The sequence below is a fragment of the Engelhardtia mirabilis genome, from assembly GCF_007748095.1.
Classification (GTDB): Bacteria; Planctomycetota; UBA1135; order UBA1135.
Genome location: NZ_CP036287.1, coordinates 2,778,801 through 2,803,446 on the forward strand (window position 1 = coordinate 2,778,801; position 24,646 = coordinate 2,803,446).

17 protein-coding genes are annotated in these 24,646 nt (G+C 70.3%); 14 read left to right on the forward strand and 3 right to left on the reverse strand.

Going from position 1 to position 24,646, the window contains the following annotated elements:
* Positions 1–72 precede the first annotated feature (72 nt).
* From Pla133_RS10170 to Pla133_RS10220, 11 genes are all read left to right on the forward strand, one after another.
* On the forward strand, positions 73–1,569 hold the full coding sequence (locus tag Pla133_RS10170; RefSeq protein ID WP_419192327.1) for a sensor histidine kinase: 1,497 nt from the start codon (positions 73–75) through the stop codon (positions 1,567–1,569).
* A complete protein-coding gene (locus tag Pla133_RS10175) occupies positions 1,566–2,813 on the forward strand; it encodes a hemolysin family protein (protein WP_145064803.1) in 1,248 nt (415 codons plus the stop codon). Before Pla133_RS10170 ends, Pla133_RS10175 begins: the two co-directional genes overlap by 4 nt.
* Complete coding sequence (locus tag Pla133_RS10180) at positions 2,810–3,787, forward strand: CNNM domain-containing protein (protein WP_145064804.1); 978 nt, start codon at positions 2,810–2,812, stop codon at positions 3,785–3,787. The genes Pla133_RS10175 and Pla133_RS10180 overlap by 4 nt, the downstream gene beginning before the upstream one ends.
* 238 nt (positions 3,788–4,025) lie before the next feature.
* On the forward strand, positions 4,026–4,424 hold the full coding sequence (locus Pla133_RS10185; protein ID WP_145064805.1) for a hypothetical protein: 399 nt from the start codon (positions 4,026–4,028) through the stop codon (positions 4,422–4,424).
* A gap of 126 nt (positions 4,425–4,550) precedes the next feature.
* Positions 4,551–5,099 carry a MerR family transcriptional regulator gene (locus tag Pla133_RS10190; RefSeq protein ID WP_145064806.1) on the forward strand — a complete coding sequence of 183 codons (549 nt, stop codon included), beginning with the start codon at positions 4,551–4,553 and terminating at the stop codon, positions 5,097–5,099.
* 26 nt (positions 5,100–5,125) lie between these two features.
* Positions 5,126–5,872, forward strand: a complete 747-nt coding sequence (locus Pla133_RS10195) for an OmpA/MotB family protein (protein WP_145064807.1) — start codon at positions 5,126–5,128, stop codon at positions 5,870–5,872.
* 260 nt (positions 5,873–6,132) lie between these two features.
* Entirely contained in the window at positions 6,133–7,038 is a 906-nt protein-coding gene (locus tag Pla133_RS10200) for a formylglycine-generating enzyme family protein (RefSeq protein ID WP_419192328.1), read from the forward strand.
* Positions 7,035–7,925: a 16S rRNA (adenine(1518)-N(6)/adenine(1519)-N(6))-dimethyltransferase RsmA gene (gene rsmA / locus Pla133_RS10205; protein WP_419192329.1), complete on the forward strand. Its 891-nt coding sequence runs from the start codon at positions 7,035–7,037 to the stop codon at positions 7,923–7,925. The genes Pla133_RS10200 and rsmA overlap by 4 nt, the downstream gene beginning before the upstream one ends.
* Positions 7,926–8,602: 677 nt before the next feature.
* On the forward strand, positions 8,603–10,573 hold the full coding sequence (gene dnaG / locus Pla133_RS10210) for a DNA primase (protein WP_419192330.1): 1,971 nt from the start codon (positions 8,603–8,605) through the stop codon (positions 10,571–10,573).
* A gap of 82 nt (positions 10,574–10,655) precedes the next feature.
* Complete coding sequence (rpoD, locus tag Pla133_RS10215) at positions 10,656–12,386, forward strand: RNA polymerase sigma factor RpoD (RefSeq protein ID WP_145064812.1); 1,731 nt, start codon at positions 10,656–10,658, stop codon at positions 12,384–12,386.
* Between the two features lie 414 nt (positions 12,387–12,800).
* A complete protein-coding gene (locus tag Pla133_RS10220) occupies positions 12,801–13,496 on the forward strand; it encodes a zinc ribbon domain-containing protein (protein WP_419192331.1) in 696 nt (231 codons plus the stop codon).
* Positions 13,497–13,628: 132 nt separating this feature from the next.
* Here the strand turns inward: Pla133_RS10220 and mnmL are convergent, their stop codons facing one another.
* On the reverse strand, positions 13,629–14,582 hold the full coding sequence (gene mnmL, locus Pla133_RS10225) for a tRNA modification radical SAM protein MnmL/YtqA (protein ID WP_419192332.1): 954 nt from the start codon (positions 14,580–14,582) through the stop codon (positions 13,629–13,631).
* Between the two features lie 470 nt (positions 14,583–15,052).
* Between mnmL and Pla133_RS26155 the strand changes: the two genes are divergently transcribed.
* Both Pla133_RS26155 and selB read left to right on the forward strand, forming a co-directional pair.
* Positions 15,053–19,339: an IPT/TIG domain-containing protein gene (locus Pla133_RS26155; RefSeq protein ID WP_419192333.1), complete on the forward strand. Its 4,287-nt coding sequence runs from the start codon at positions 15,053–15,055 to the stop codon at positions 19,337–19,339.
* 230 nt (positions 19,340–19,569) lie between these two features.
* On the forward strand, positions 19,570–21,474 hold the full coding sequence (gene selB / locus Pla133_RS10230) for a selenocysteine-specific translation elongation factor (RefSeq protein ID WP_419192334.1): 1,905 nt from the start codon (positions 19,570–19,572) through the stop codon (positions 21,472–21,474).
* Positions 21,475–21,517: 43 nt separating this feature from the next.
* Here the strand turns inward: selB and Pla133_RS10235 are convergent, their stop codons facing one another.
* Together Pla133_RS10235 and Pla133_RS10240 are read right to left on the reverse strand one after the other, a co-directional pair.
* On the reverse strand, positions 21,518–22,069 hold the full coding sequence (locus Pla133_RS10235; RefSeq protein WP_419192335.1) for an ATP/GTP-binding protein: 552 nt from the start codon (positions 22,067–22,069) through the stop codon (positions 21,518–21,520).
* Positions 22,066–22,755, reverse strand: coding sequence for a histidine phosphatase family protein (locus Pla133_RS10240; RefSeq protein ID WP_145064822.1), 690 nt, complete (start codon positions 22,753–22,755; stop codon positions 22,066–22,068). The genes Pla133_RS10235 and Pla133_RS10240 overlap by 4 nt, the downstream gene beginning before the upstream one ends.
* A 164-nt stretch (positions 22,756–22,919) precedes the next feature.
* Between Pla133_RS10240 and Pla133_RS10245 the strand changes: the two genes are divergently transcribed.
* Entirely contained in the window at positions 22,920–24,641 is a 1,722-nt protein-coding gene (locus tag Pla133_RS10245; RefSeq protein WP_145064824.1) for a hypothetical protein, read from the forward strand.
* The last annotated feature ends 5 nt before the right edge of the window (positions 24,642–24,646 follow it).

The window sequence follows — 24,646 nt, forward strand, 5'->3', positions numbered from 1 at the left end:
GCGAGGCCGTCAACTGCGGCATCTGGCGCGCGGCCTGGTGAGACCCATCCGACCGCCGGTCGACGACGTGGCATGGGCAAGCCCGGGCTCGGCACGCGGGTTTTTCTGGTCGTGGCGGGGGTCAACGCAGGGGTCTTCGGCGTGGCCGGTGGTGTGCTGTTCGAGCGCCTCTCCTCGGCCAGGAACGAGGTCGCCGTGGAGTTGGCGGACAATCTCGTCGCGACCCTGCGTAGCTCGGTCCGAAGCGACGAGGCCAACGTGACCAGCATCCTCGAATGGCCGGGTTGGAAGGAGGTCGACGACGCGGTGCTCGTGGACCGCAACCTGCGCGACGACCGCGGTGCACTGCGTCCGCGCGGGGTCCTGGTGCACCCCGTCGGCTCGTCCAGGCGGGATCCGGGCCTCGACATGAAGCAGCTTCTGGCGGAGCTCGAGGCCTGCGTCGTCGAGGAGCAGGAGTTCCGCGTGGCCGGCGGCCGGGCCCTGCCTATCGCGGCGGGGAACAACGTCTGGGGCGCGGTCTGGCTGCGGATGCGCGGGCGCGAGGACGTCGGCCAGGCGGTGCAGACGCTCTTGCCCTGGTTCATGCTCTCGACGGTGCTCTTGACGGGCGGCACGTTCCTGGCGGTCCGGCGGTTGGTCTTGGTGCCGGTCGAGCGGTTGGTCGCTGGTTCGGACGCGGTGCGTCGAGGCGACCTCTCGGCGCGGGTGCCCGAGACCGGACGCGACGACGAGCTGGGCGAGCTGATCGTGTCGTTCAACGCCATGACGGCGCGGGTGGAGGGCTTCAATCGCGAGCTCGAGCAGCGCGTGACCGAGGCCACCGCCCAGGCCCGGCGGGCCGAGCACGAGGCCATGATCCAGCGCCGATTGGCGGCGATGGGGGAGCTGGCGGCGGGCATCGCCCACGAGATCAACAATCCCCTGGGCGGGCTGCTGAACGCGGTCGAGGCCCTGCGCCGCGAAGAGCTGCCGGACGAGCGACGGGCGCGTTACCTGGATCTGCTGCGCGACGGGCTCGAGCGGATCGGAATCACCGTCGGTCAGGTGCTGCGGATGGCACCGCGTGAGACCCGGCCCGACCGGGTGGAGCTGCTGGATGTGGTCGAGGACGCCCTGGCCCTCGTACGCCACCGAGCCGAGTCCGAAGGAGTAACGATCGAGCGCGTCGTCGACGAAGGCGCCGCGCCGACCACTGTGTTGGGTGCTCGCAACGAACTGGGTCAGGCGCTGTTGAACCTGCTCGTCAACGCCCTCGACGCCCTGGCGGACCGCGGGAGGCCCGGGCGGGTGACGATCCGGCTCAGTGGCGACGAGTCTGAATCGCCGCCCAGCCTGCGCCTGTCGGTGCAGGACGACGGCCCCGGCGTCGACGCTGAGACGCTGGAGCGCGCCACCGACCTGTTCTTCTCGACCAAGGAAGTCGGCCGCGGGTCGGGACTGGGGCTCTCGATCGTCCACAACGTCGCCGACAGCCACGGCGGCCGGCTCGAGCTGGCGAGTGAGGTCGGTCGGTTCTTCCGGGCGACGTTGGTGGTTCCCCGCGCGAGGCGGGAGGGGCGGACGTGATCGACGCTCCCTTGTGGCTCTACGGCCTGTTGGCCGGACTGCTGGGCGCGTCGGCCGTGTGCAGCGCGTCGGAGACCGCGTTCTTCTCGCTCGAACCCGCCGAGCGCGCGCGCGCCGGTCGAGCAACCAGTGTGCTCCACGATCGCCAGCGCGACTTCCTGGTCACGGTGCTGCTCGCCAACCTGGTGATCAACATCCTCTACTTCGCCTTCGCCGACCGGCTGGGCGCGGGCCTGGTGGGTTACGAGCACCTGGGGGTGATCCTGGCGACCCTGCTCGCCCTGCTGATCGTGGGCGAGATCATGCCCAAGACCGTGGGCCTGCGCGGTCGCCTGTTCCTGGCCCGCACGATGGCACCCTTCTGGCTGGTGATGATCGGACTCGTGGCGCCCATCCGCCGCCCGCTCGTGCGCCTCTTGGAGGGCGTTGGGCGGCTGGTCGTGGCGCGCGCGGGCGATGAACGCGACCTGACCCCCGAGGAGCTTGCCGACGTGCTCGAGCGGAGCGCCGCCGAGGGCGACCTGCTCGACCACGAGGCCGACTTGATCGCCGAGGTGGTCGAGCTGCGCTCGATCCGCGTGCGCGAGATCATGACCCCACGGGTGGACGTGATCTTCGTCGAGTACGACGGCAGCAACCGCGAGCAGGCGGCGAATGCGGGCTTGGCGATTCGCGCCACTTGGCTCCCAGTGGTGGATGGCGGGGCCGATCGGGTCGTCGGTCAGGTGCGCGTGCGCGACCTGTTCGTGCACCCCCTGCGCAGCGTGGCGCAGCTCAACATGCCGGTGCAGTTCGTACCCGAGGTCGCCAGCGCCCTGGACCTCTTGCGCGTGCTGCGCGACGAGCGCACGGCCGAGGCGGTGGTCGTCGACGAGTGGGGCGGAACCGCTGGGGTCGTCACCATCGAGGACATCCTCGAGGAGATCGTCGGCGAGCTGCGCACCGAGGGCGAGGCGCGCTTGGTCAACGCCGTGCCCCTGGGCGAGGGCGTCTTCCGGGTGCCCGGCGGGCTCTCGATCCGCGATTGGAACGAGCACTTCGGGCACCGCGTGGTGCCGACGGAATTCGAGACGGTGGGGGGCTTCGTCACGGCCTTGATGGGCCGCATTCCCCGCGCCGGCGATGTGGTGCGCTTCGGCGGTCTGCGCCTGGAGGTGCACGAGGTGCGCGGGCGGCGTGTGCGCTTCGTGGACATCCAGGTCGAGAGCGAACCCGCCGCGGGTACCGGAGGTCCGAGCGCATGAGCCTACCCGCGACCCTCTTCGCCCTGGCCCTGTGCCTCTTCCTGTCGGCCGTGTTTTCAGGCTCCGAGACGGGCTTCTACGGGCTTTCGCGTGTGCGCCTGGAAGCCGATGCGCGGGCCGGCCGGCGCTCGGCGCGACTGGTGGAGCGCCTGATCGGCGACGACCGTGGGCTGTTGATCACGATCCTGATCGGCAACAACCTCATGCTCGAGCTGGTCACGACCCTGGGCGACGATTCCTTGGTCCTGGCCGGCGGCGTGCCCACGGCCTACCGGGAGTTGGTGCTGACTGCGATCTTGACGCCCGTGGTCTTCGTCGCCGGTGAGCTGCTGCCCAAGGACCTCTTCCGCCACCGGCCCCACACCCTCTTGGGCTTCGCGGCGCCGATCGTCGGGGCAGCGCGACTGCTGTTCATGCCCCTGGCCCTGCCGCTGCGGGGCCTGGCCGTGTTGCTCGAGCGCGCGCTCGGCCTGGGGGGCGAGGAGGTCAGTCGGGCCCTGTCCCGCGAGGCCGTGCTCGACATCATCGACGAGGGCGCCCGCACCGGCGCCCTGGCCACCCACGTGCAGACCCTGGCGCGCAACGTGCTGCAACTGCGCTCGATCCCGGTGCGCGAGGTGATGGTGCCCTGGAAGAAGGTCCAGTCCATGGAGGCCGAGTGGGCCGGCGAGCGGCAGTGGGAGGCCCTGCTGCAATCCCCGTTCACGCGCCTGCCGGTGTCGGCCGGCGACGGTCGGGTGGTGGGCTACGTCCACGAGCTGGACCTCTTGGGGGACGGCTACGCGCCCGAGCCCGTCACCCGCCTGCGGCCCATGGTGGCCCTGGACCCGGAGCTACCGGTGGACGCCGCCATCTCGCGCATGCGTACCGCCGGACTGCGGATGGCCCTGGTCGGGACCCCGGAACAGCCCCAGGGCCTGGTGACCTTGAAGGACCTGGTCGAGACCATCGCCGGGGACCTCGCAGGTTGGTGACGGGGCGACCATGCGGTCGCCGCAGGACGTGGTGGGGGGCCCGATCCCAGCTCGGCGGTCCGAGGCTCGGGCCCGGCGGCCGGCGCCTGCCCGGGCGATCTGGATCCGTCGGTAGAGCGGCCCGGTCCCGGTGGATACGATGTCCCGCCGGACGACCACCCGGCTCGCGCTCCGGCCCCACCGGACCGCGGTCGGCTGTTCCCGAACCCCCAGCGCCCGACCCGGGCGACCCATGGCCATGATGCCCAAAGCCACCACAGTCTCCCTGCTCGTCGCGGGCTTCGTCGGAGGCCTCTGCGCCAACTCGATCGTGGGCGCCGCCCCGACCCAGGGCGGGGGGACGGTCTCCGTGCCCTACCAGATGCCCGCCTACGCCACCGGGGACTCCAACGGCGCGATGATCGCCGTGACCGGAGTGGACCTGACTGGCTCGTCGGTGCTCTATCTGGTCGACACCGAATCCAAACAGCTCGCCTGCTACCAGGCCACCGGCGGCAGCTCGAGCACCCAAGGCCTCAAGCTGATTGGCGCGCGCAGGATCGACCTCGACCTGCAGCTCCACGGCTTCCGCGACAAGAGCGAATACTCCTACCGCGATCTCGAGAAGCAGTTCGCCGGCCTCGAAGAGGGCGAGTGAACGATGGGCGAGGACCGCTACCGCCGGTAGCCTCGCTCCGAGCCCTTCGCCGATCGAACTGACCGAGCCCAGCATCCCCCGGCCGTCCGCGGCCGCTCCAGCAACCCGACCCCGGAATCACAACCCGTGAGCGACACTACCCAAGACTTCTACAGCTTCGACGAGGCTCTCAACCAGCTCCGCCTGAAGGAAGAAGAGCTCAAGCGGCTCGTGTCCGAGGGCGAGATCCGCGCCTTCCGCGAAGGCGACACGATGAAGCTGCGGCGACGCGACGTCGAGCAGCTCCGCGACGAGTTGACCGGCGGCGAAGTCGTGGAGCTCGGCACGGGCGGCGACGACGCGCTGGTCTTCGAGGACGACCTCGAGGATCCGGGTATGGCCACCGAGGAGCTCACCGCCGCCGACACCATCGTCGACGAGGACCTCGAGATCGAGGAAGCCCTCAGCGTGCTCGACGAGGAGGAATTCGAGGAGGTCGAGGACGAGCCCGAGGAGTTCGCCGCGTCGGCGGCGCCGGCGGAAGAGGTCCAGGACAGCCCGTTGGTCATGGCCGCGGCCCTCGGAACCCTGCTGCTCTTGATCCTGGCCGGCCCGCTGTTGGTCTCGATTACCACCGGCAACATGTCCGACTTCGCCAAGTCGATCGCCGGGATCTTCACCGAGATCGACGGATGATCGGCCGTTCGATGATTAGCCGCGGAATGGATCGATTCGGACGCACGCTGGCGGCGGCCGCGGTGCTCGTCGGCGCCTCGACCTTGGGTGGTTGCATCACCCAGGGCGAGTACGACGAGCAGATCCGCAACGCCGAGAACTTCCAGCTCCTGTACCAGGACCTGCTGGGCTACGTGGACGAGCTCGAGGCCGAGCTGGCCCGCGAGCGGGTCGAGACCGTCACGCCGACGGAAGCCGCGGTTCTGATCCCGCTTGCCGACGGTCCCGACGCCGCGGAGCTCGAAGCCCGCAAGGCGGCGCTCGAAGCCCGCATCGCCGCTCTGGACGGCGGGCTCGGCGCGCTGACGGCTATCGACGTCGAGGGGGGCTACGGCTTCGCCTTGGCCGAGAACATCGTCTTCGACTCCGGTCGCGCGGAGCTGCGCGACGAGGGGCGCGAGCTGCTGGTCAGTCTGGCGCGGCAGATCGCGGGCGAGGAGTTCGACACCATCTGGGTCCGGGGCCATTCCGACGCGATGCCGGTGCGCCGCGCCGAGACGCTCGAGCGCTTCCCCCACGGGAACCTGCAGCTCTCGGCCGCCCGCGCCGTCGAGGTCGCCGCCGCGATGATCGAGGAGGGTGGCCTGCCGACCGCCAAGGTCATGGTCTCGGGCTTTGGTCCCACCCGTCCGATCGCGGACAACGGCTCGGCCGAGGGCCGCGCCCAGAATCGCCGCGTCGAGATCTTCGTGATCCAAGCCGGCGAGGACGCCGACCAGCGCGGCGGACTCTGATAGACGACCCGAGGAAGGTGCGCGGTTTGTCCTCGGTAGCGGCCGCGGCTGACTCGAGCCGATCAGGTGTTAGGGCGCTCGACGGGGCGCCCCTTCGCGTGGGGGGGCGCTCGCGCGAAGTCGGCGCCGACGCATCGTATGGCGCCGCCGGCGCGCTCGACATGCCACCCGCCGGCCGAGGCCGCCGCCGGGTAGGGGCCCGTTTCGGTGGATGGCCCCGCGGTAATTGGCCCCGCGGTGGGGCCGCCGCGCTGCTCGCGTTGGCTGGCGCGGCCGCCCAGGCGGGTTGTGCGGCGGAGGAGGACGGCTCCCGGTCGCTGTTCGAGGTCGAGCGCATGGCGTTCGTCGCGGCCGGGTCCGCGCAGCTTCCGTTCGAGGCCGCCGCCGGCGCGGACTACGGCAGCTCGGTCGACCTGCTGGTGGACCGCTTCGAGGTCGCCCGCGAGGACTGGGCCCACTGGACGGGGGCGCCTCCGGAGCCGGACGGGCTCTCCACGGGCCTGGCCTACACCGGGGCGGGTCGCGAGACCTGGCCGGCCTTCGCCAGCTTCCACCAGGCGCGGGAGTTCGCGCAGTTGCGCGGGATGCGCCTGCCGACCGCGCGGGAGTGGCTCTGGATCGCGGCCGGGCCGCGCGCCCTCGAGTACCCCTGGGGGGTCCTGCCCCAGGCGTCGGTGGCCAACACCTTGGAGCTGGACCTGCGCCGACCCGTGGCCGTGGGCACCTTCGAGCAGGGGCGCTCTCCCAACGGCTGCTACGACCTGGCGGGCAACGTGGCCGAGTGGGTCGAGCTGGACGGGATGACGTTGGGCCAGGGCCTGATGCCCCTGTTCGACGTCGAGACCGCCGTGATGGGCGGGTCCTACCTCAGCAAGCTGCGCCCGCTCTTCGGACGCGAGCCCGGATCCACCCGGCAGCGAATCGCGGGCGAGGTGCTCACGCCCGGGACCCGCGGCGTCGAACTGGGCCTGCGATGCGTGGCGGACGCGGAGAGCTTCCTGCTGGACACCAGTGGCGAATGGCGCGACGTCCCGGACGCGCGCGAGCGACTCGAGCGGTTGGGCCAGCGTTGGGGCACCCCGGCGCGCCCGCTGTTGGAGCGGATCGCGGATCCCTCCGACCCGCGCGATCCGTTGAACTGGCTGTTGGAGGGCGCGCGCCCGTGAGTGGTCGACCCGAGAAGTGGAGTGCGATCCGCGCTCACCTCGAGTCCGTGGGCTTTCGCCCGTCCCGGCGCCTGGGGCAGAACTTCCTGCTCGAGGACAACGTCTGCGAGGCGATCGTGCGCGACGCCGAGCTGGAGCCGGGCGAAGTCGTGCTCGAGGTCGGCGTGGGCCTCGGATTCCTGACGCGCCACCTCCTGGCCACGGGCTCGCCCGTGATCGGCGTGGAGATCGATCCGCGCCTGTCCGACTTCGCCGCGGACCGCCTGGCGGGGGAGGGCTCGTTCGAGCTGCTGAGGACCGACGTCCTGGCGGCCAAGAATCGCCTCTCCGAGGCCGTCCTGGCCGCGGTGCCCAAACAGGGGCGTTGGTCTCTGGTCTCCAACCTGCCCTATGCGGTGGGGTCCCCGGCCATGGTCCTGCTCTCGCGCCTGGCGGTCCCGCCCCGGCGCATGACGGTGCTAGTGCAACTCGAGGTCGGCGATCGCCTCTGCGCGGATCCGGGTACACCGGAGTGGGGCGCCCTGGGCGCGCGCCTGCAGGCGGTCTACGAGGCCCGACTGGTGCGACGGGTGGCTCCCGAAGCTTTCCGGCCGCGTCCGAAGGTGGACAGCGCCGTGATGCAGCTGGACCTGAGGGAGGGTGCTCCCGACTCCGTGGAGCTGGTTCGCTTCGACAGGCTCCTGACGGCCCTCTTCCCCCAACGACGCAAGCGCGTCCGCAACCCCCTGGCCAGCCACCTCGGGGGTCGCGAGGCGGCTGACCGGGCCCTGGCCCAGGCGGGACTGGACCCCGAGGCCCGGGTGGCCTGGCTGACCGTCGACGACTGGCGTCGCTTGGCGGCGGCGATCGACGCCACCGCCCCGTCGGGTGTCGGGGGTGTCGAGTAAAAAGTCGAGACGCTCGAGCGATTTCCTTCCAGGAACTGGGTTCATTTGTCCCTCGGGATTGGGCCGACCCGGATCAGGTGCTACCTTTCCGGGTCCGAGGCGATAGCGCGGTCAAAAGAGCACAGGGCGTGCCCACTACCCGTTTCACGGCAGCCCTCCACCCCGCTCGGCCCCGGATGGCCCTGGCGTCGTTGCGAATCCGCTGGAGGATTCGTTCCCCGATGACGCCCCCCGTGTGCTCCTGACCGCCCCCTGATTTCACGGCCCCCGTGCCGTGTGTCCTCAACAATCGCCGCTTCTCGCGCAGAGAGCCGCCTCGGCTTCGCGCTCCCGGACCAATCGCTGCGTCCCCGCCCTGTGTCGGGGGTCGTTCCGAATCTTGGTCCTCGGGCCCGGAAATCCTGTCGTTCCCGAATCCTCCGTCCGTTGGGGGATTGTGGGGCACTCGATGGGTTGCCGACCGCGGCCCTCGGCCCGCAAGCCCTTCGCTGGTCGTGCTCCGCGGAACAACGCCTTCTCGGGCGTTGACTCGCCGCACGCCGACGGGGCGCCCAAGGTCCACGGCGCGGGGGCAGTCGCCGCCAGCTCCGTGCTCTCCGCGCTGTAACGACCGAATCCACCCTTCCGGCACGCTTCCCGATTCCGCCCGGGAATCGCGCCGGCAGACCGTGATCGCCTTGGACGACTCCGAATTCCGACGCTTCATCGAACGAGTCAAGCTCGCCGCCCCCGTGGAGGAGGTGGTGAGCGCTCGTGTCGGTGCCCTCAAGCGCTCGGGGTCGAACCTCAAGGCCTGCTGCCCCTTCCACGACGAGGACACGCCCTCCTTCGTGGTCACGCCCAGTCGCGGCACCTGGCACTGCTTCGGTGCCTGCAGCGAGGGCGGCGACGCGATTTCGTTCGTCCAGCGCGACGCGGGGCTGAGCTTCCGCGAGGCCGTCGAGGAGCTGGCACGGTCGTTCGGCGTGGACCTGCCCAAGGGGTGGGGCAAGGGCGGCGGGTCGGATCCCCGCACGGAGGCGGCCTTCGACGTGCTCGCCCGGGCGGAGAAGTTCTTCCAGCGCAAGCTCAAGGGCGAGGAGGGCGCGCGGGCCCGTGCCTACCTGGCCGAGCGTGGCCTGGATCCCGCGACGACCGACGCCTTCGGCCTGGGCTGGGCGCCCGGTGGCAACCAACTGCTGCGCTCCGCCCAGGGTGGCGGCGCCGCCACCACCGCACTGGTCGACGCCGGACTCGTCCGCGAGGGTGACCGTGGCGCCTTCGACTTCTTCCGCGAGCGCCTGACCGTTCCGATCCGCGACGCCTTCGGGCGCACGGTCGGGTTCGGTGCGCGACTCCTGCCGGGGGTCGATGGGCCCAAGTACGTGAACACGGCCGAGACGCCCCTGTTCCAGAAGGGGCGGCTGGTCTACGGCTTGGATCTGGCCCGCGAGGCCATTCGGCGCCAACGTCACGTGGTGCTGGTCGAGGGTTACACCGATGTGATCGCGGCCCACCAGGTGGGGCTGCGGCACGTCGTCGCCGTGCTCGGCACCGCGACCACCGCGGACCACGCGCGCCTGATCCGCCGTCAGGGCGCCCATCGGGTGACGCTCCTGTTCGACGGCGACGCAGCCGGCCGACGGGCGGCGGCCAAGGCCCTCGACGGGCTCTTGACCGTGGGTGAGCTCAAGGTCGATGTGGCGGCCCTGCCCGAGGGCATGGATCCCTGCGATGCCTTCCTGGGGCCGGAACGTCCGGCTCTGGAGGCTCGTCTGGCCCAGGGCCAGCCCTGGTTCGAGTTCCTGGCCGATGGCCTCGTGGGCCTGCCGGCCGACGAGATCGCGAAGGGGGTCGGGGAGCTCTTGACCCTGCTCGAGCGCCTGCCCAATGCCGTTGAGCGCGACGCTCGAGCGGGCGAGTTGGCCGACCGCCTGGGCCTCAGCCGCGAGAGTGTGCGTGAGCAGGCCCGCGGGGTTCGCCGGCAGACGGAACTCCAGCGCGAACGCGACCAGCGCCGCGCCAGCCTGGCCTCTCGTCCCGGGGCCGGGGCGGTCGGTTCCTCTGGCGCGCCTATGGACGGTGATGACGACTCCGGCTCGACCGCGGCCAGTCGTGGCGCCTCCAGCAGCGGCAGCGGGAGCGCCCCCGGCGGGGGACGGGGCGAGTCCGACGGGAACCCGACGGATCCGCAACACGTCCAATGGCGTCGGACCGAGGCGCGCGCCTGGGGCGAGATCGTTGGTGCGCTGCTGCTCGACAACAGCTTGATTCCGATCATCCGAACTCGACTGGAGGCTTGGGGTGGGCCCCGGGGCTGCGGCGACCCGCGGATCGCGCGCGTGCTCGAGGTGGTGCTCGCCATCTACGACGCCGACGAAGAGGGCGAGGAGACCATCGACGCGTCGCGCGTGATGACCGAGCTCGCCGACGACCCCGCGCGCACCCTGGCCGAGCGGGTCGAGGCCTACGCCGCGCGGGCGGAGAGCCCGCGAGCGCTGGTCGACGGCTCCCTCAAGACCCTCGGGCGAGTCACGTCCGAACGCCGTCGAAGGGTCGAACTCGAGCGCGCCGCCGCCCATGGTGATGGGGGTGAGCAGTTGCTCGAGGCCGCCAATCGAGACCTGGAGCGCATGCGCTCCCTCAAAGGACATGCGGCCGGCGCCTGATTCGCGCCGGCCACGAACCCGTACACGACCGACATGCCCGGCGCACGCCGCCCGGTGCCACCGCTAGGACCGATAGCTTCCGATGGCCGAGAAGACCGAAGACATCATCAAACTCCTCGTCGACGAGGGCAGCCGTCGTGGGTTCTTGACCTACCAGGAGATGAACAAGCTCCTGGAGGACCAGTTCCTGCCGCCCGAGAAGATGGACGCGGTCTTTTCCGCGCTCGAGGACGCCGAGATCGAAGTGGTGGACGAGAGCGACGCCGACCAGGCGGAGCTGCGTGCGCCCTCCGAGAAGGTGGCCGAGCGTGCGGCGGGACTGGTTGCCGCCCGGGTCGAGGCTCCCACGACCAAGGGGGTGGTCACGCCCGAGAAGATCGACGATCCGGTGCGGATGTACCTCACCCAGATGGGTGAGATCCCGCTGCTCACCCGCGAGGAGGAGATCTTCCTGGCCAAGACGATCGAGATCACCCGCAAGCGCTTCCGCAAGAAGTGCCAGGGCTCGGGGCTTTGCATGACCGAGTCGATCGCGACGCTCGAGCAGGTGCAGCGCGGTGAGCTGGCCTTCGACCGCACGCTGAAGGTCAACCCGAACCCCAAGCCCGACGACGACCCCAAGATCGTCGAGACCCTCGGCAAGCCCTTCCTGGCCAAGCGACTGCCGGTCAACGTGGCCACGATCAAGCGCCTCTTCGACGAGGTGCGTGAGGCCTACCGTCCGCTGCTCGATCCGAAGCTGCCCAAGAACAAGCGCTCGGAGTCGGTGCTGCGGGTCCAGAACCTGCGCCGCAAGCTGGTGATCCTGATCGAGGAGTGCCACCTGCAGGTCAAGAAGGTGCGCCCCTACATCGACGACGTCGAGGAGCACTACCGTGAGATGCGCTCGGTGGAGCGCAAGATCGCGGCCATGAAGGCGGCCAAGCGCTCGGGTCAGCCGCTCAAGGAGCTGCAGGACCAACTGGCCGAGTTGGAGTTGGTGGCGCTCGAGCCGACCAGCGCCCTCAAGCGGCGGGTGGAGCAGGTCAAGCTGCACCACGACGAGTACGAGGAGGCCAAGCGCCTGCTCTCCAGCGGCAACCTGCGTCTGGTGGTCTCGATCGCCAAGAAGTACCGCAACCGCGGCCTCTCCTTCCTGGACCTGATTCAAGAGGGCAACACCGGCCTGATGAAGGCCGTCGAAAAGTACGAGTACCGTCGCGGCTACAAGTTCTCGACCTACGCCACGTGGTGGATTCGCCAGGCGATCACCCGCTCGATCGCGGACCAGGCGCGGACCATCCGCATCCCGGTGCACATGATCGAGACCATGAGCAAGCTGCGCAACGTCACCAAGAAGCTGGTCCAGGCCAAGGGTCGCGAGCCGTCGGTCGAGGAGGTCGCCGAGGCGGCCGAGATCTCGATCGAGGAGGCCAAGCGGGTGATGAAGATCTCCAAGCACCCGATCTCCCTCGACCGCCCGATCGGCGACAGCGAGGACAGCTACTTCGGTGACTTCATCGAGGACGAGTCCGCGGAGAGCCCGGTCCAGGCGGCCGGTCACGAGATGCTGAAGGAACGCATCAACGACGTGCTCTCGACGCTGACCTTCCGCGAGCGCGAGATCATCAAGCTGCGCTACGGCATCGGGGACGGCTACACCTACACCCTCGAGGAGGTCGGCCGGATCTTCCGCGTGACCCGCGAGCGGGTGCGGCAGATCGAGGCCAAGGCCGTGCGCAAGTTGCGCCACCCGGTGCGGGCACGTCAGCTCTCCAGCTTCCTGGACGGCATCGTGATCGACGACAAGGGCGCCGACGAGCCCCTGAATTGAGGCCGACGGGTGCCCTGATCCGAGGTCGACTCGGGCGGCTCACCGAGAGCGGTGACTCGACCCCCTGACCGACCGAATCGCGTCGCCGCGGGCGTCATCCGGAGATCCCGGGTGGCGCCCGCGGCCGTTCGGGCGCGCCAGCGCCTCAACTCGGGGACACGGGCCGACGGGAAAGCCGGATCCGCCGGGGGGGGACCGTTCCCGGCGCTCCGAGGCGCTGCGGGGGGGGCGGCGGTGGGAATCGCGGGGGGGCCCCGGTAGACTCTTCCGCCGCGCCAGCGCCCGGGAGCCCGGGGGCTGGCGCTGTCGTCCCCGCCGATCCGCGACGCGCTGCCTTCCGCGAGACGCCCCGTCTCCCTCGAACCAGCGTCGCCCAGAAACCCGACCCAGCCCGCCCCCCCCATGAAGGACGTCATGCGAACCCTCCGCGACCTCCAGGAAATCGACGAGGACCTCTTTCGCGTGAAGGGTGAGCTGAAGCGCCTTCCTGCCGAGCGTGACAAGCGTCGGGCGGTGATCGACGCGCGCTTGCAGCGGATGAAGGAGATCGACGCCGACATCTTCAAGCTGAGCTTGCAGGTGAAGGAAGTGGAGGACATGACCAAGGCCAACCGCCAGCGCATGATGAAGCTGGAGCGCGAGGCCGGGAACACCGCGGACCAGGCCCTGCTCGCGGCCTACTCCCACGAGATCCGATCGCTCAAACGGGAGAACGCCGAGGCCGACGACGAGGGCCTGAAGCTGATCGAGCGCAGCGACGCGTTGCAGGCCGAGCGCGACGCGATCCAGGCCCAGGTCGACGAGGAGGAGGCGGCCTTCGCCGTGCTCGCGGCCAACGTGGAGGCCGAGATCGCAGTCGCCGAGCAGAAGCGCGAGGGACTCGACGCGCGCCGCAAGGTCGCCATGGGCGACGGTGTGCCTCCGGACGTGCTGACCACCTACGAGCGGATGCTCGAGGCGCGCGAGGGCATGGCCCTGGCCGCTCTCGAGTCTCGAGTGTGCCAGGGCTGCTTCATGGGCGTGCCGGCCAACGTCGCGGTCAAGCTCACGCGGGGACGCGAGCTGGTGCAGTGCCCGAACTGCCAGCGCATCCTCTACACCTGGGAGTGAGACCGCAGCGGGGCGCCAGGTGTGCGCAGTCGTTCCGGGCGTAGTCGCGTCGGCAGCGCAAAGTGGGCTCGGGCGGGGCGCTGCGTTCCTGGTGACTATCCGCGAGCCGATCGTCCGCGCGCGGGTGTTTCGTCACCGCCCGCCGCGTTCGACCCCCGGTAGGGTCGGGTGGAGCGATCCCTGCCGAGTGCCCCGCGCCGCGAGTTCGGCGTTCAGTAGGTCCCGCACGGCGCTCTTGTGAAGGTCCCAGCGCGGAGCGAGGCGCTCCTCGAGCGGGGCGTCGCCGGTGATGCGGTGCAGCACCTGGTCGGGCCCCAGTCGTTCGACGAAGTCGGCGAGCCAGGACACGTAGGTCTCGGGCTCCAGGATCTCGACCTCCCCGTCGCGCCACCAACGCTCGAGCACGGTCCGCCGCAACACCATCAGGTTGTGGACCTTGACCCCGGCGCACTTGCTGCGGGCCAGCACCTCCGCCGACCGCCGAGCGCCGTCACGACCGTCCCCGGGCAACCCGAGGATCGCGTGCCCGACGACCTCGAGGCCCGCCGCGTGGCAACGCTCTACGGCCTGTTCGAACTCCTCGACCGTGTGAAAGCGCTTGATTCGTTCGAGGATTCCGTCGTCGGCAACCTCGAGCCCCAACTCGACCCACACGGACACCCGCTCGGCGAGCCGACGCAGACGGTCGACGGCCCACTCCGGCAGGGTGTCGGGTCGCGTCGACACGGCGACGACTTCGATCCCGTCCTCGAGCCGCGCTTCGACAATGCTCAGGACCTGATCCAGCCGCTGGGGCTCGACGTAGGTGTTGGAGTAGCTCTGGAAGTAGGCGATCACCCCGAACTCGGGGTCGCGCCGCACCACGCGCCGGATGCCATCGCTGAGCTGCTGGGCCAGTTCGCTGCCCGTGCGCAGGGCGCCGGTCCCGGACCCCTCGACGTCGCAGTAGACGCAGCCGCCGTAGCCCTTGGTCCCGTCCCGATTGGGACAGGTCGAGCCCGCGTCGAGCGCGACCCGGTGGATCGGGTGCCCGAAGCGCTCGATCAGGTAGGGGCGCAGGGGGCGGAAGCGGAGGTCGGCGTGCATCGGTGCGGCTGACATGACCCGGTCGAAGATAGGGCCCGGTCGAAGATAGGGCCCGGTCGAAGATAGGGCCCGGTCGAAGATAGGGCCCGGTCGAAGATAGGGCCCGGTCGAATGGGGCCCGGTCGAATGGGGCCCGGTCGAGGCGGGGCGGCGGCGGCGCAGTGTAGTCCAGGCCCACCAACCCCCGCCCAGCCACCCTTGTGGACCGCCATTTCCAGCGCCGGTTACACCCAATCTCGACGCTGATACCCGCGCGGAAGCCGGGGCTAAATCGAGTGGTCGCCCAGGCTCATCGAGGACCCGTCCAGACCCCCCCCTAGCGGCCACCAATCGATGACCATGCCTGCCATCGGACGCCGGCCACGTGTTGTCCGGCGCAGCCTCTCGGACTTCGACTGTCAACTCCACTGCCCCTGCCTCGTCGCCGCCCCTGGAGTCCAGGTGCGCTTTCCTGCCGCTGAAGGCCTGCCATGCATCTCTCGCCGAGTCGTTGGGTCCCGCCCGTCCTGGTTCTGTTGGTCTGCCCGCCCGCCCTGGGCCAGGGGCCGACCGTCACCTCGGTCGAGCCGACTCTTGCGGCGACGCCGCAGACGATTGTCGTCACTGGCTCGGGCTTCGGTCCCGAGACGACCGTGACGATCGGCGGTCAGCCCGCGACCGTGACTCAAGCGGGTTCCAATAGCCTGCACGTGCTTCCAGCCCCCTCGGATCCCGGCTTTGCTGACGTGGTTGTCAGCGCGCCCGGTGGCACCGTCGTCGCGTCTGGCGCAGCTCAGATGTGGCCGACTCTGACCGCCAGCAACACGGGGTTGGGAGGGACCGCCTCGATCGAGATCGCCATCGGTGACGCGGGCACCTACGACCTGGCCTTCGCCATGGCCAGCCTCGACGAGCCCCTCTCCCTCGGGCCCGAGATCGCCTACGGCCTGCTGCTGGATCCCGCCGGACCGCTGGTGTTGCTGGCGTCGGGTCTGGCGCCCAACCTGGCCCCGAGCCAGTTGAGCTTTCCCGTCCCCGCGGGCCCGGAGCTACTCGGCGTCGAGCTCCCGCTGCAGGCACTGACCCGGCGCGGCCTGATCGAGCCCACGAGCTTCAGCCTGACGAACCTGGCTGTCCTCAGCTTCGACAGCGTCGCCTACGGACCGCCGACGAACATCGTCTACGCCGCGAACCCGGTGACCTACCAGTTGGGCCAGCCCGTGGCGCCCAACGTGCCGGCGGTGGATGGCTACGTGGAGTCGTGGGGCATCGCGCCCCTGCCCCAGTTCGGGTTCTACCCGCTCCCCGAGGGGCTCTTCCTCGACTCGACCAACGGCAACATCGTCGGCACGCCGACGAAGATCCAAGGGCCCAAGAACCACCTGGTCGTCGCCGTCAATGCGGCGGGTTCCACTTCGACGGCACTGAAGGTCAGTGTCGACGGCGCGGCGCCCCAACTGCTCGGGTACTCCACCGACCCGGCGGTCTACGACTTCGGCGCGGTGATCGAGCCCAACCTTCCGAGCGTGCAGGGCTACGTAGCTGACTGGGCGATCGAACCGGAGCTGCCGGCCGGTCTCGAGTTCAGCGCCGGGGCGATCACAGGCGCCGCCCTCGAGGGCAGCCTTCCGCAGCTCTACACGGTGACCGCATCCAACGAAGTCGGCAGCGATTCGACGACGGTCTCGATTGCCGTCACGGGCTCCTTGAAATTGACGGACATATCCGTACCCAAGGGCGCCACCTGGCAGATCAACCGTCCGATCGACTTCGACTTCTCGGCACCGATCGATCTCGCGACGGTCAATTCGAACACGCTCTCGATCAAGACCACTTCCGGGCTCTCGGCCCTCGGCACCTTCTCGGTTGATCCGAGCCGGCCCAGCAGGGTCCGCTTCCAGCCCTTCTGCCCTGGCAGCGGCGAACCGCTCGGCTACGGCTTGATGCCGGGCGGCGTGTCCTACCAGATCACGGCCTTCGGTTTGAAGTCCGGTCCCACGACGATCCAATCGGTCGACGGCCAGAGCCTCGGCGCGACGACCTCGGTCTCGTTCCAGACCCCCCTCGGGACGAGCCCAACCGAGGTCTTCTTCGACACGCAAGCTGGGCCACCCGCACCCCTCGTCGGAGGGCCAGGTGGGACCGCTGGGCCGGTGACCGCGCTGCTCGTCGCCGGTGTGGAACAGCCCTTCGAGCTCGACCTGGCCGGCCAGGCCATCTCGATCGTCGACGTGCCGCTCAACTTCTTCAGCGACCTCGCCGCGCAGGTGAGCGTGTTGCTGCGGTTCGACCAGCCGATCTCGCCCTCGGCAGGGAACCTGGCGCCGAGCATGGTCGGCATCGAGCGGTCGACAGGAGGTGGCCAATGGGATTCCATCCCGACCGAGGCTCAGCTCCTCTCGAACTGCGTCGAGGGTGGCGCGGTCGTCGCGTTGAAGCCCCTTGGCGTGTTGCCGCCCGCCACGGACCTACGCGTCCGAATCGGTGCCGGCTTCGAGGACTTGACCGGTGAAGGGACCCGCTCCCCGTCCGCGAACTTCGCCCTGCTACGGACCATCGATCCGAGCGATCCGGCCTTCACGCCCCCGGGCGACCTGGCCGACGAGATCTTCGAGTCCTTCAACGTAGGGGGAGCTCAAGCGTCGTCCTTCGAGGGCCCGCCCGACCCGCTGATCCCGGCAGCTGTTTGGGCCGATGGCCTGCTCACGGCTGCAGTCAGCTTCGAGGGCACCGGAGGTCCGGGGGGCGACTTCGACTGGCAGGTTCCCGACGGGACGGTCCAGGTCCTCTCGACCGACTCGTCCACGATTGTGGGTGGTCCAGGCTTCGTCCCCACCGCGGTGCAGAACGTCGTCGACGGCGTCGTGAACGTCCGCAACCTCCGCATCGGCGAGGGCGCGACCCTGCGTGTGATCGGACCCAATCCGGCGAAGATCCTGGCCTCCGGCAACGTCGAGATCCTCGGACGGATCGACGTCAGCGGACTCGATGCGCTGCCGGTGAGCCAGCCGTTCTCGCCGAACATCCCCAGTCCGGGCGCTGGAACGGTGGCGGGCAGTGGCCGGGGGGGCTCGGGTTCCCCCCTGACGGCGGCTCCCAGTCCGTCCGGTGGGGCGGGTTTCGGAGCCTTCCAGGTCCCCGGAAAGGGCGGCTCGGGCGGAGAGGCGGGCTACTCGCCCAGCAACAGCTTCGAGTCCAATCGTGGCGGCGGCGGAGGCGGGGGACGATTCGCGGCCGACTCGTCGACTCCTCCGGACGACCACTTCAACGCGCTCATCGGGGGGCCGGGCGCGCCCTCGGCCACCGGGGCCCTGACCGGACTGATGCCGCCCCAGCCAGGGGCCAACGGGCCTTCGGTCTTCGTGGACGGCGATCCGTCGAACGACTTCTGGGGGCTGCTCTACGAGCCCGGAGACCCGGCGGACCCCGCTGACGACCTGATCGTGATCGGGGAGCTGCCCCAACCCTGGGCCGGCGCCGGTGGCGGCGGCGGTGGTGACTCGATCAAGGCGTCTTCCTGGCCGCCGCCGACGCTCGTGCCTTCCGACAACAAGCGCGCCGCCGGTGGCGGCAGTGGAGGCGGACAACTACAGCTGCAGGTTCTCGGCGACATCGTCCTCGGCGCCCAGGCCCAGTTGGTCGCAAACGGCGGCGACGGCGCCGAGGGTGAGTCTACTTCCGGCACCAATCAAGTCGGCGGTGCCGGCGGCGGAGGGTCGGGCGGGCACCTGATCCTGCAGGCGCTCGGGCGCCTGGACCTGTCCGCCACGACGGGAGTCGTGCTCGAGGCCATCGGTGGTCAGGGTGGCATCGGCAAGGGCGATGGTGACAACGACCCGCCGGACGTGGCCCAGAGTTCCGGAGGCGACGGCGGCGCGGGGGTGATCCAGGTTCACCTGCCCGACTTCGCCGAGTTCGATCCCCAGTCCGGCGCCGGCCATGTGATCCTGCCTTCGCCCGGAGGCGACGTGGCGGCGGCCATCGCTGGCATCAGCGCGCCGAATGCCTGGCAGCTGTACCCGTCATTCTCCCAACGCTCCCGCGCGCGGTCGATTCCGATCGCCCTCGGGGCTGGGATCGACAACCCCCTGTCGGCCGCGCTCCAGCCCCTGTTCGACTTCGACGGGACCGTCGCGGATTCCGCCGCGCCTGACGCCGGTCAAGTGCAGACCCTGCTTGACCAGGTCGCCAGTCTCCCGAGCATCCTCTCGGGTCAGCCACTCAGCGTGGACCCGGTCGCCCGGACGGTCGTGGTCGACGCGACAGCACTCCTCACGGACGCCAGCGGGCCCTTCTCGAAGGACGTCTATCTGCGCAACCCGCAGTTGCTGCGGCAGTTCGAACTGGAGCTCGTCTCGGGCTTCACCGAGCTCTCGTTCACGGTGGCCAGTGCCGACTTCGATGCGAGCGACTCGAACCTGACGCTGCACCTGGACCAGAGCGGCGGACCGCTGTCGTCCTTCGGGGGCCGGGGCACGAGCTTCGAGTTGGTGCCGCGCTACTTCCGTGTGCGTAATGACGGGCTCCAGGATGTGCTTGCCGCGCCAGCGTCGATCATGATCCGCTTCCAGGGCTTGGCTGCCGACTCTGGCGGCCTTCCGCGCCTCGACAACCCGCTGGTCCCGTGGACGAGCGACGTGTCCAAGTTCAACGACCCCGGCATGCCCGCGCCCATCGAGTTCGTGCAGTTCGAGGTCACCTTCGACCTCGGGCCCTCGGGGAACTCAGCCAGCCCGCTGCTTTCGCTGGAGTTCATTCGCCTGCCCTTCCGCTTCTGAGATCGAGGACCGTCGGTCCGCAACCAGGCCCCTCGGAGCACAGCTTCGGGGGGCCTGTTCCGTCTCCGTCTCCGTCTCCGTCACGCTTGGCCCCGCTCCCGCTTGGCCCCGCTCCCGCCCCCTGCCGGGCCCACCAACCCCCGCCCAGCCACCCTCTGGACCGCAGGAATCGCTCCGCGGTAACACCTCGATCCGAGAACTCCCGCGCGGCGTCCACTAGGATTCGCCCCGTGGAGATTCAGCCTGTCGTCGTCGGCACCGCCGGTCACATCGATCACGGCAAGTCGACCCTGGTCCGGGCCCTGACCGGGATCGATCCCGATCGGCTCAAGGAGGAGCGCGAGCGGGGGCTCACCATCGATCTCGGCTTTGCCAACTTTGCCCTGGCCGACGGGAGGCGGGTGGGCATCGTCGACGTGCCGGGGCACGAGCGTTTCGTTCGCAACATGGTGGCGGGTGCGACCGGGGTGGACCTGGTGGTGCTGGTGGTGGCGGCGGACGACGGGGTCATGCCCCAGACTCGCGAGCACCTGGCGATCATGGAGATGCTGGGGCTGGAGCGGGGCTTGGTGGCGCTCACCAAGATCGACGCAGTGGACCCGGAGCTGGCCGAGATGGCGGCCGAAGAGGTGGGCGAGTTCTTGGCCGGGACCTTCCTCGCCGATGCGCCCGTGATGCCGGTCTCGGGCGTGACGGGCGCCGGTTTGGAGGAGTTTCGCGAGGCCCTGACCGCGCTGTGCCTCGAGGCACCGACACGCTCGGCTGGGGGCGTCTTCCGCATGCCCGTGCAGCGCGTGTTCAGCGCCAAGGGCTTCGGGACGGTGACCACGGGCATCCCGGTCAGCGGGACCGTCGAGCCAGGTGACGAGGTCGAGGTCCTGCCCCTGGGCAGGCGCAGCAAGGTCCGCGGGACCCAGGCCTACGGGCAGACGGCCGCGCGGGTGCGCGCCGGGCATTCGAGTGCGCTCAACCTGTCGGACATCGAACACGGCAGCGTGCGGCGCGGCGACGTCGTGGCGACGCCGGGCTACTTCCGCGCCGCGGACATGTTCGCCGTGCGGATCCGCGCCCTGCGCGACCTACCCAGACCGATCAAGGACCGCACCTTGGTGCGCTTCCACACCGGCACGGCCGATCCCCATGGCGAGCTCGTGCTGCTCGATGCGAGCGAGCTGAGACCGGGGGCCGAGGTTCTGGCCCAGGTGCGGCTGTCCGAGCCGATCGTGGCGGCGGCGGGGGATCGGTTCGTGCTGCGGCTGCTGAGTCCCGAGCGAACCCTGGGCGGCGGGGTCGTGCTCGAGTCGACCGAGCACCGCCTCAAGCGCGACCGGCCCGAAGTGCTCTCGCAGCTGGCCTCGGCCGAGAAGTCCCTCGACTCACCTGCCGCGCGAGCGCTCGCCGTCATGGAGCGGCGCGGACCCAAGGCCGCGTCACTCGAAGAACTGGCTGCCGAGCTCCAGCAGCCGCGGGCTGAAGTTCAGGTGCTGGTGGAAGAGTTGCGCGAACAGGGCTTGGTGCTCGCGCTCGGGCGTGCCGACCGTTTCGCCGCCGTCGGCGCGGTGGAAGACGCCCTCGCCCAGCTCGAGATCCATGCCAAGGGCTTCTACGCCGACCACCCCCTGCGTCTGGATGTGGGGGCGGGCGACCTGCGCGCGCGGACGGGTTGGGCCAAGGGCGAGCTCGAGCCGCTGCTCGAGCGCGCGGCGCAGGTGGGGCGAGCGGAGCATCGCGGCGCGGGAGCCTGGCGCTTCGACGCCGTCCGTCCGGCGGACCCCGCGGGGCTGGGCGCGGAGCTGGAGGCGGTCCACTCGAAGCTACGCGCGGGGGCCCACCGGCCTCCCGCGCCCGACGAGCTCGGCGGCGACGCAGCTCGCACCACCGCGTTGCTTGACCGGCTGGTGGACGAGGGCCGCGCCGTGCGCGTGGGTCCGGAGTTCTACTTCGATCGCGGGGCCTTCGACGCGGCCGTGACCGCAGTCAAGGAGAACTGCGCCGCCAACGGTTCGCTCGATATCCCCAAGCTCCGCGAGCGGCTCGACACGACGCGCAAGTGGGTCATCCCGCTGCTCGAGTACCTGGACGGCATCGGCGTGACGATGCGCCAGGGATCCCACCGGGTCCTGCGCTCGCGTTAGGACCCACGGCGCCCCTGCGCCGTCGCGAACTCGCGCGCGACGTTCAGCCTCCGACGATCGCGCGGGCCCATGTCAGGCGCGCCCGAGCGTCACCTGTCGACTCCGCTCGACAGACCTGCCCGGCGGGAGCAAAGCGTTCCAACAGGCCCTCGACGATCGACTGGAAGCGCAGTTGGGTCCAACGATCGGTCGAGCGCACGCCGTCGTTCTCCAGCGGAATCGCGCCCCAGGGCAACAGGAGCACGTGGTCGTACTCCCGGCCTTGCTCGAGCAGGCGCGCCATCGTGCGTTCGGTGCGTTCGCGGTCGGCCATGAAGCCGTAGTGCAGCCAGAACGCCGCGAAGTCGTAGGGCGAGCGGTCGGCGACGAAGCCGGTCGCGGCACAGGCCACCTGCTGTTCGTATTGCTCGTCCCACAACTCCTCGATCAGGTCCTCGTAGTCGCCTGGCCCGAACTCGTGCAACCGCAAGCCGCCCTCGAGCCTGCGACGCATGCCCTCTTCGATGAAGGGCAGCCCCAGCTCCTGCGCGAGGCGACGCCCGAGGGTCGTCTTGCCCACGCCGGCCGAGCCCGAGAGGGCGATGCGCGGCCTCAAGGGCGAGGCTCCAGCCAGGGTCGTTCCCCGAGGCTCTCGAGCACGCAGCCCGGCTCGCTCCAAAGCAGTCGGGTGTGGCTGCCGGTGGCCGGGGCGAAGCGCAGGCACTGATCCAGGGGACTGCCGAGCAGGGTGGCGAGCAACACGCGGATGACTCCCACGTGAGTGACCACCGCAGTGCGGCTGTCCAGCAACTGCTCCCGCTCCGCATCCCACCAGGCGCCCACGCGATCCGCCAGGTCGCGCAGCGACTCGCCCCCGGGCGGGCGGGTGCCCGCGTAGTCGTCCCAGTAAGCCGTGACCCGCGGGCAGTCCTCGGCGCTGATCTCCTCCCAGGTGCGGCCCTGCCAGGCGCCCATGGACTGCTCCCGCAGGGACTCGCGGAAACCGGGCTGGATCCCGGTGCGCGCTCCCAGGGCCAGGGCCATGGAGCGGCAGCGCGGGAGGTCGCTCGAGACGATGCGGTCGATCGGTCCTTCGCAGGCCGCGAACCAGTCCACCAGGGCCGATTGTTGCCGCTCGCCCTCCTCGGACAGGCCGGTGTCGAGCTGTCCGCGGACCACCCTGCGCTCCAGGTCCCGCACGGCCCCGTGCCGCAGGAGGTGCATTCGAGCCACCCGCGTCTGGGGCATCATCGCCTCCGTCGCGCGTCCGAAACGCTCTCCCGCCGCCTGGCCGCCGTCCACGGGGCAGAGCTTGGGGGGTGGGAACTCGCGCGACAAGTCCGCGTTGGACTCCGGTCCGAGTGGCCCCGCGGCCGATACCGGAGCGGCGAGCAGGCTCCCCCCCGCAGCGCGCGCGGCTCCAGGAGCAACTCCCGACCCACGAAACCATGGTCGGCCCTGACCCCATGAATCGCGATCAAGACGCGGGCGAACCCCGTGAAGACCACCTCGAGCTCGACCTCAACCCCGGCAACGCGGGCGGTGACGCCCCTGCGTCCCCGTCGGTCAACCGGCCGGCGGAGGGGGCCAGGGTGGTGACACCCGGCCAGGCCTCCAATCGGGCACCCGGCGGGGGAGGGGACTTCCTGGACCTGACGGGAGCCGTGGCGGACGAGGATCCGGCCCCCGCTTCGGCGGACCATGCTCCTCTGAGCCTCGAAGACGAGGCGCCCGACATCTATGCCGGCGTCGACCGTTCGATGCTCGACCTCGAGGTCGATGAACAGGAGCCCGGGCCCACAGGGGCGGACGCCGCCTCGGACTTCGACGCCCAAGAGGTCCAAGCGCCCGAGGCCATGGAGCCGGTCGCGGAGATCGACGAGCAACCGTCGGCGGACGATGGCGCAGGCTCCAACCTCGACCTGGACCTCGACGTCGACGACCCCGCGCCGCGGATCACCACCGCCGCGACCGCTACCAGCGAGCCCAGCGGGCTCGAGGCCGACGCGGACGACCTGGAGATCACGGACGACGCCCCCGAGGGCACCTACGAGCGTCCGCCCGAGGCCCAGGGCATGGGCGCGCCGGCTGTCCCCGTGGCCATCGGCGACGAGTCCGAGTCCGGGGTCACCGAGGACGAGGGGATCTTCGATCGCGATGGTCTGGGCATCGACTTCGACGCGCCCGCCGAACGCATCGGACCGCCGCGCGGCGCGATCGTCGGCGCAGCCCTCGCCGGCGCCGTGTTGACTGCCGCCCTCGCGATCGTCGATCCCGGCGGCGAGCCCGAACTGATCACGCCCGAACTGCGCGTCGCTAGCGTGGACCCGGCTGACCCCCGCACGACGGATGCCGAGACCGCGGCGGTCGTCGACGAGGACCGGTCGGATGCCGAGATGGACGCCGGTGGCGACGCGCCGGAGAGGACCTTTGGCCTCTTCAACCGCGACTTCGCGAAGCTCTTCAGCGACCCCTTCGGACAGGAGTCCGCGAGCGTGGGCAACGACGACGAAGTGGTCGAACCCTCCTATTCCCCTGAGGAGCTGGCCGCCATGGCCCTCACGTCGGGCGGAACCGGGGCCCTCCCCGCCGGGCTCGGCCAGCTCTCCGCGAATGCCGACGGCTCCCTGGTCAACGACGCGGCCGAACTCGATCGCGAGAGCCGCACCGCCGAGCTCAGCATCCTCGAGCAACTCAACATCCCCGAGGACATGTCCGGCCTGCGGATCATGCAGCAGGAGGACCTCGAGGACATCTGGCTCGGCAACGTCCTGCCGCCCCGCGGCGTCGACGGACGTCGCAATCGACTCACGCCTCACGTGGGCCCCGTGCGCCTGACCACCGACCTGGGCGAGATCTTCGAGGGCGACCTCTACTCCATTGGCGGCGGCGAGGTCTCGCTGTCCACCCACCTGGGTCGCATCACTTTCGAGGCCTCACAGGTCGAGTTGGTGCAGCGCCTGCCCGATGTGGCCGGCGCGGCGGCTGACGGCGACTCGAGCCAGCCCGGTGAGCGCGTCCGGGTCCAGACGCCCGGCGGCTGGATCCAGGGGCGATTGCTGTCCCGGGACGGGGCGCGGGTAACCCTGATCACCGACACGGGCGGACGGATCACCCTCGAGGGCGCCAACGTCCAACTGCTCGGGCAGCGCTCCGGAGGCGCGTTCTTGGCCCCACCGCGCCGCTGATTCTC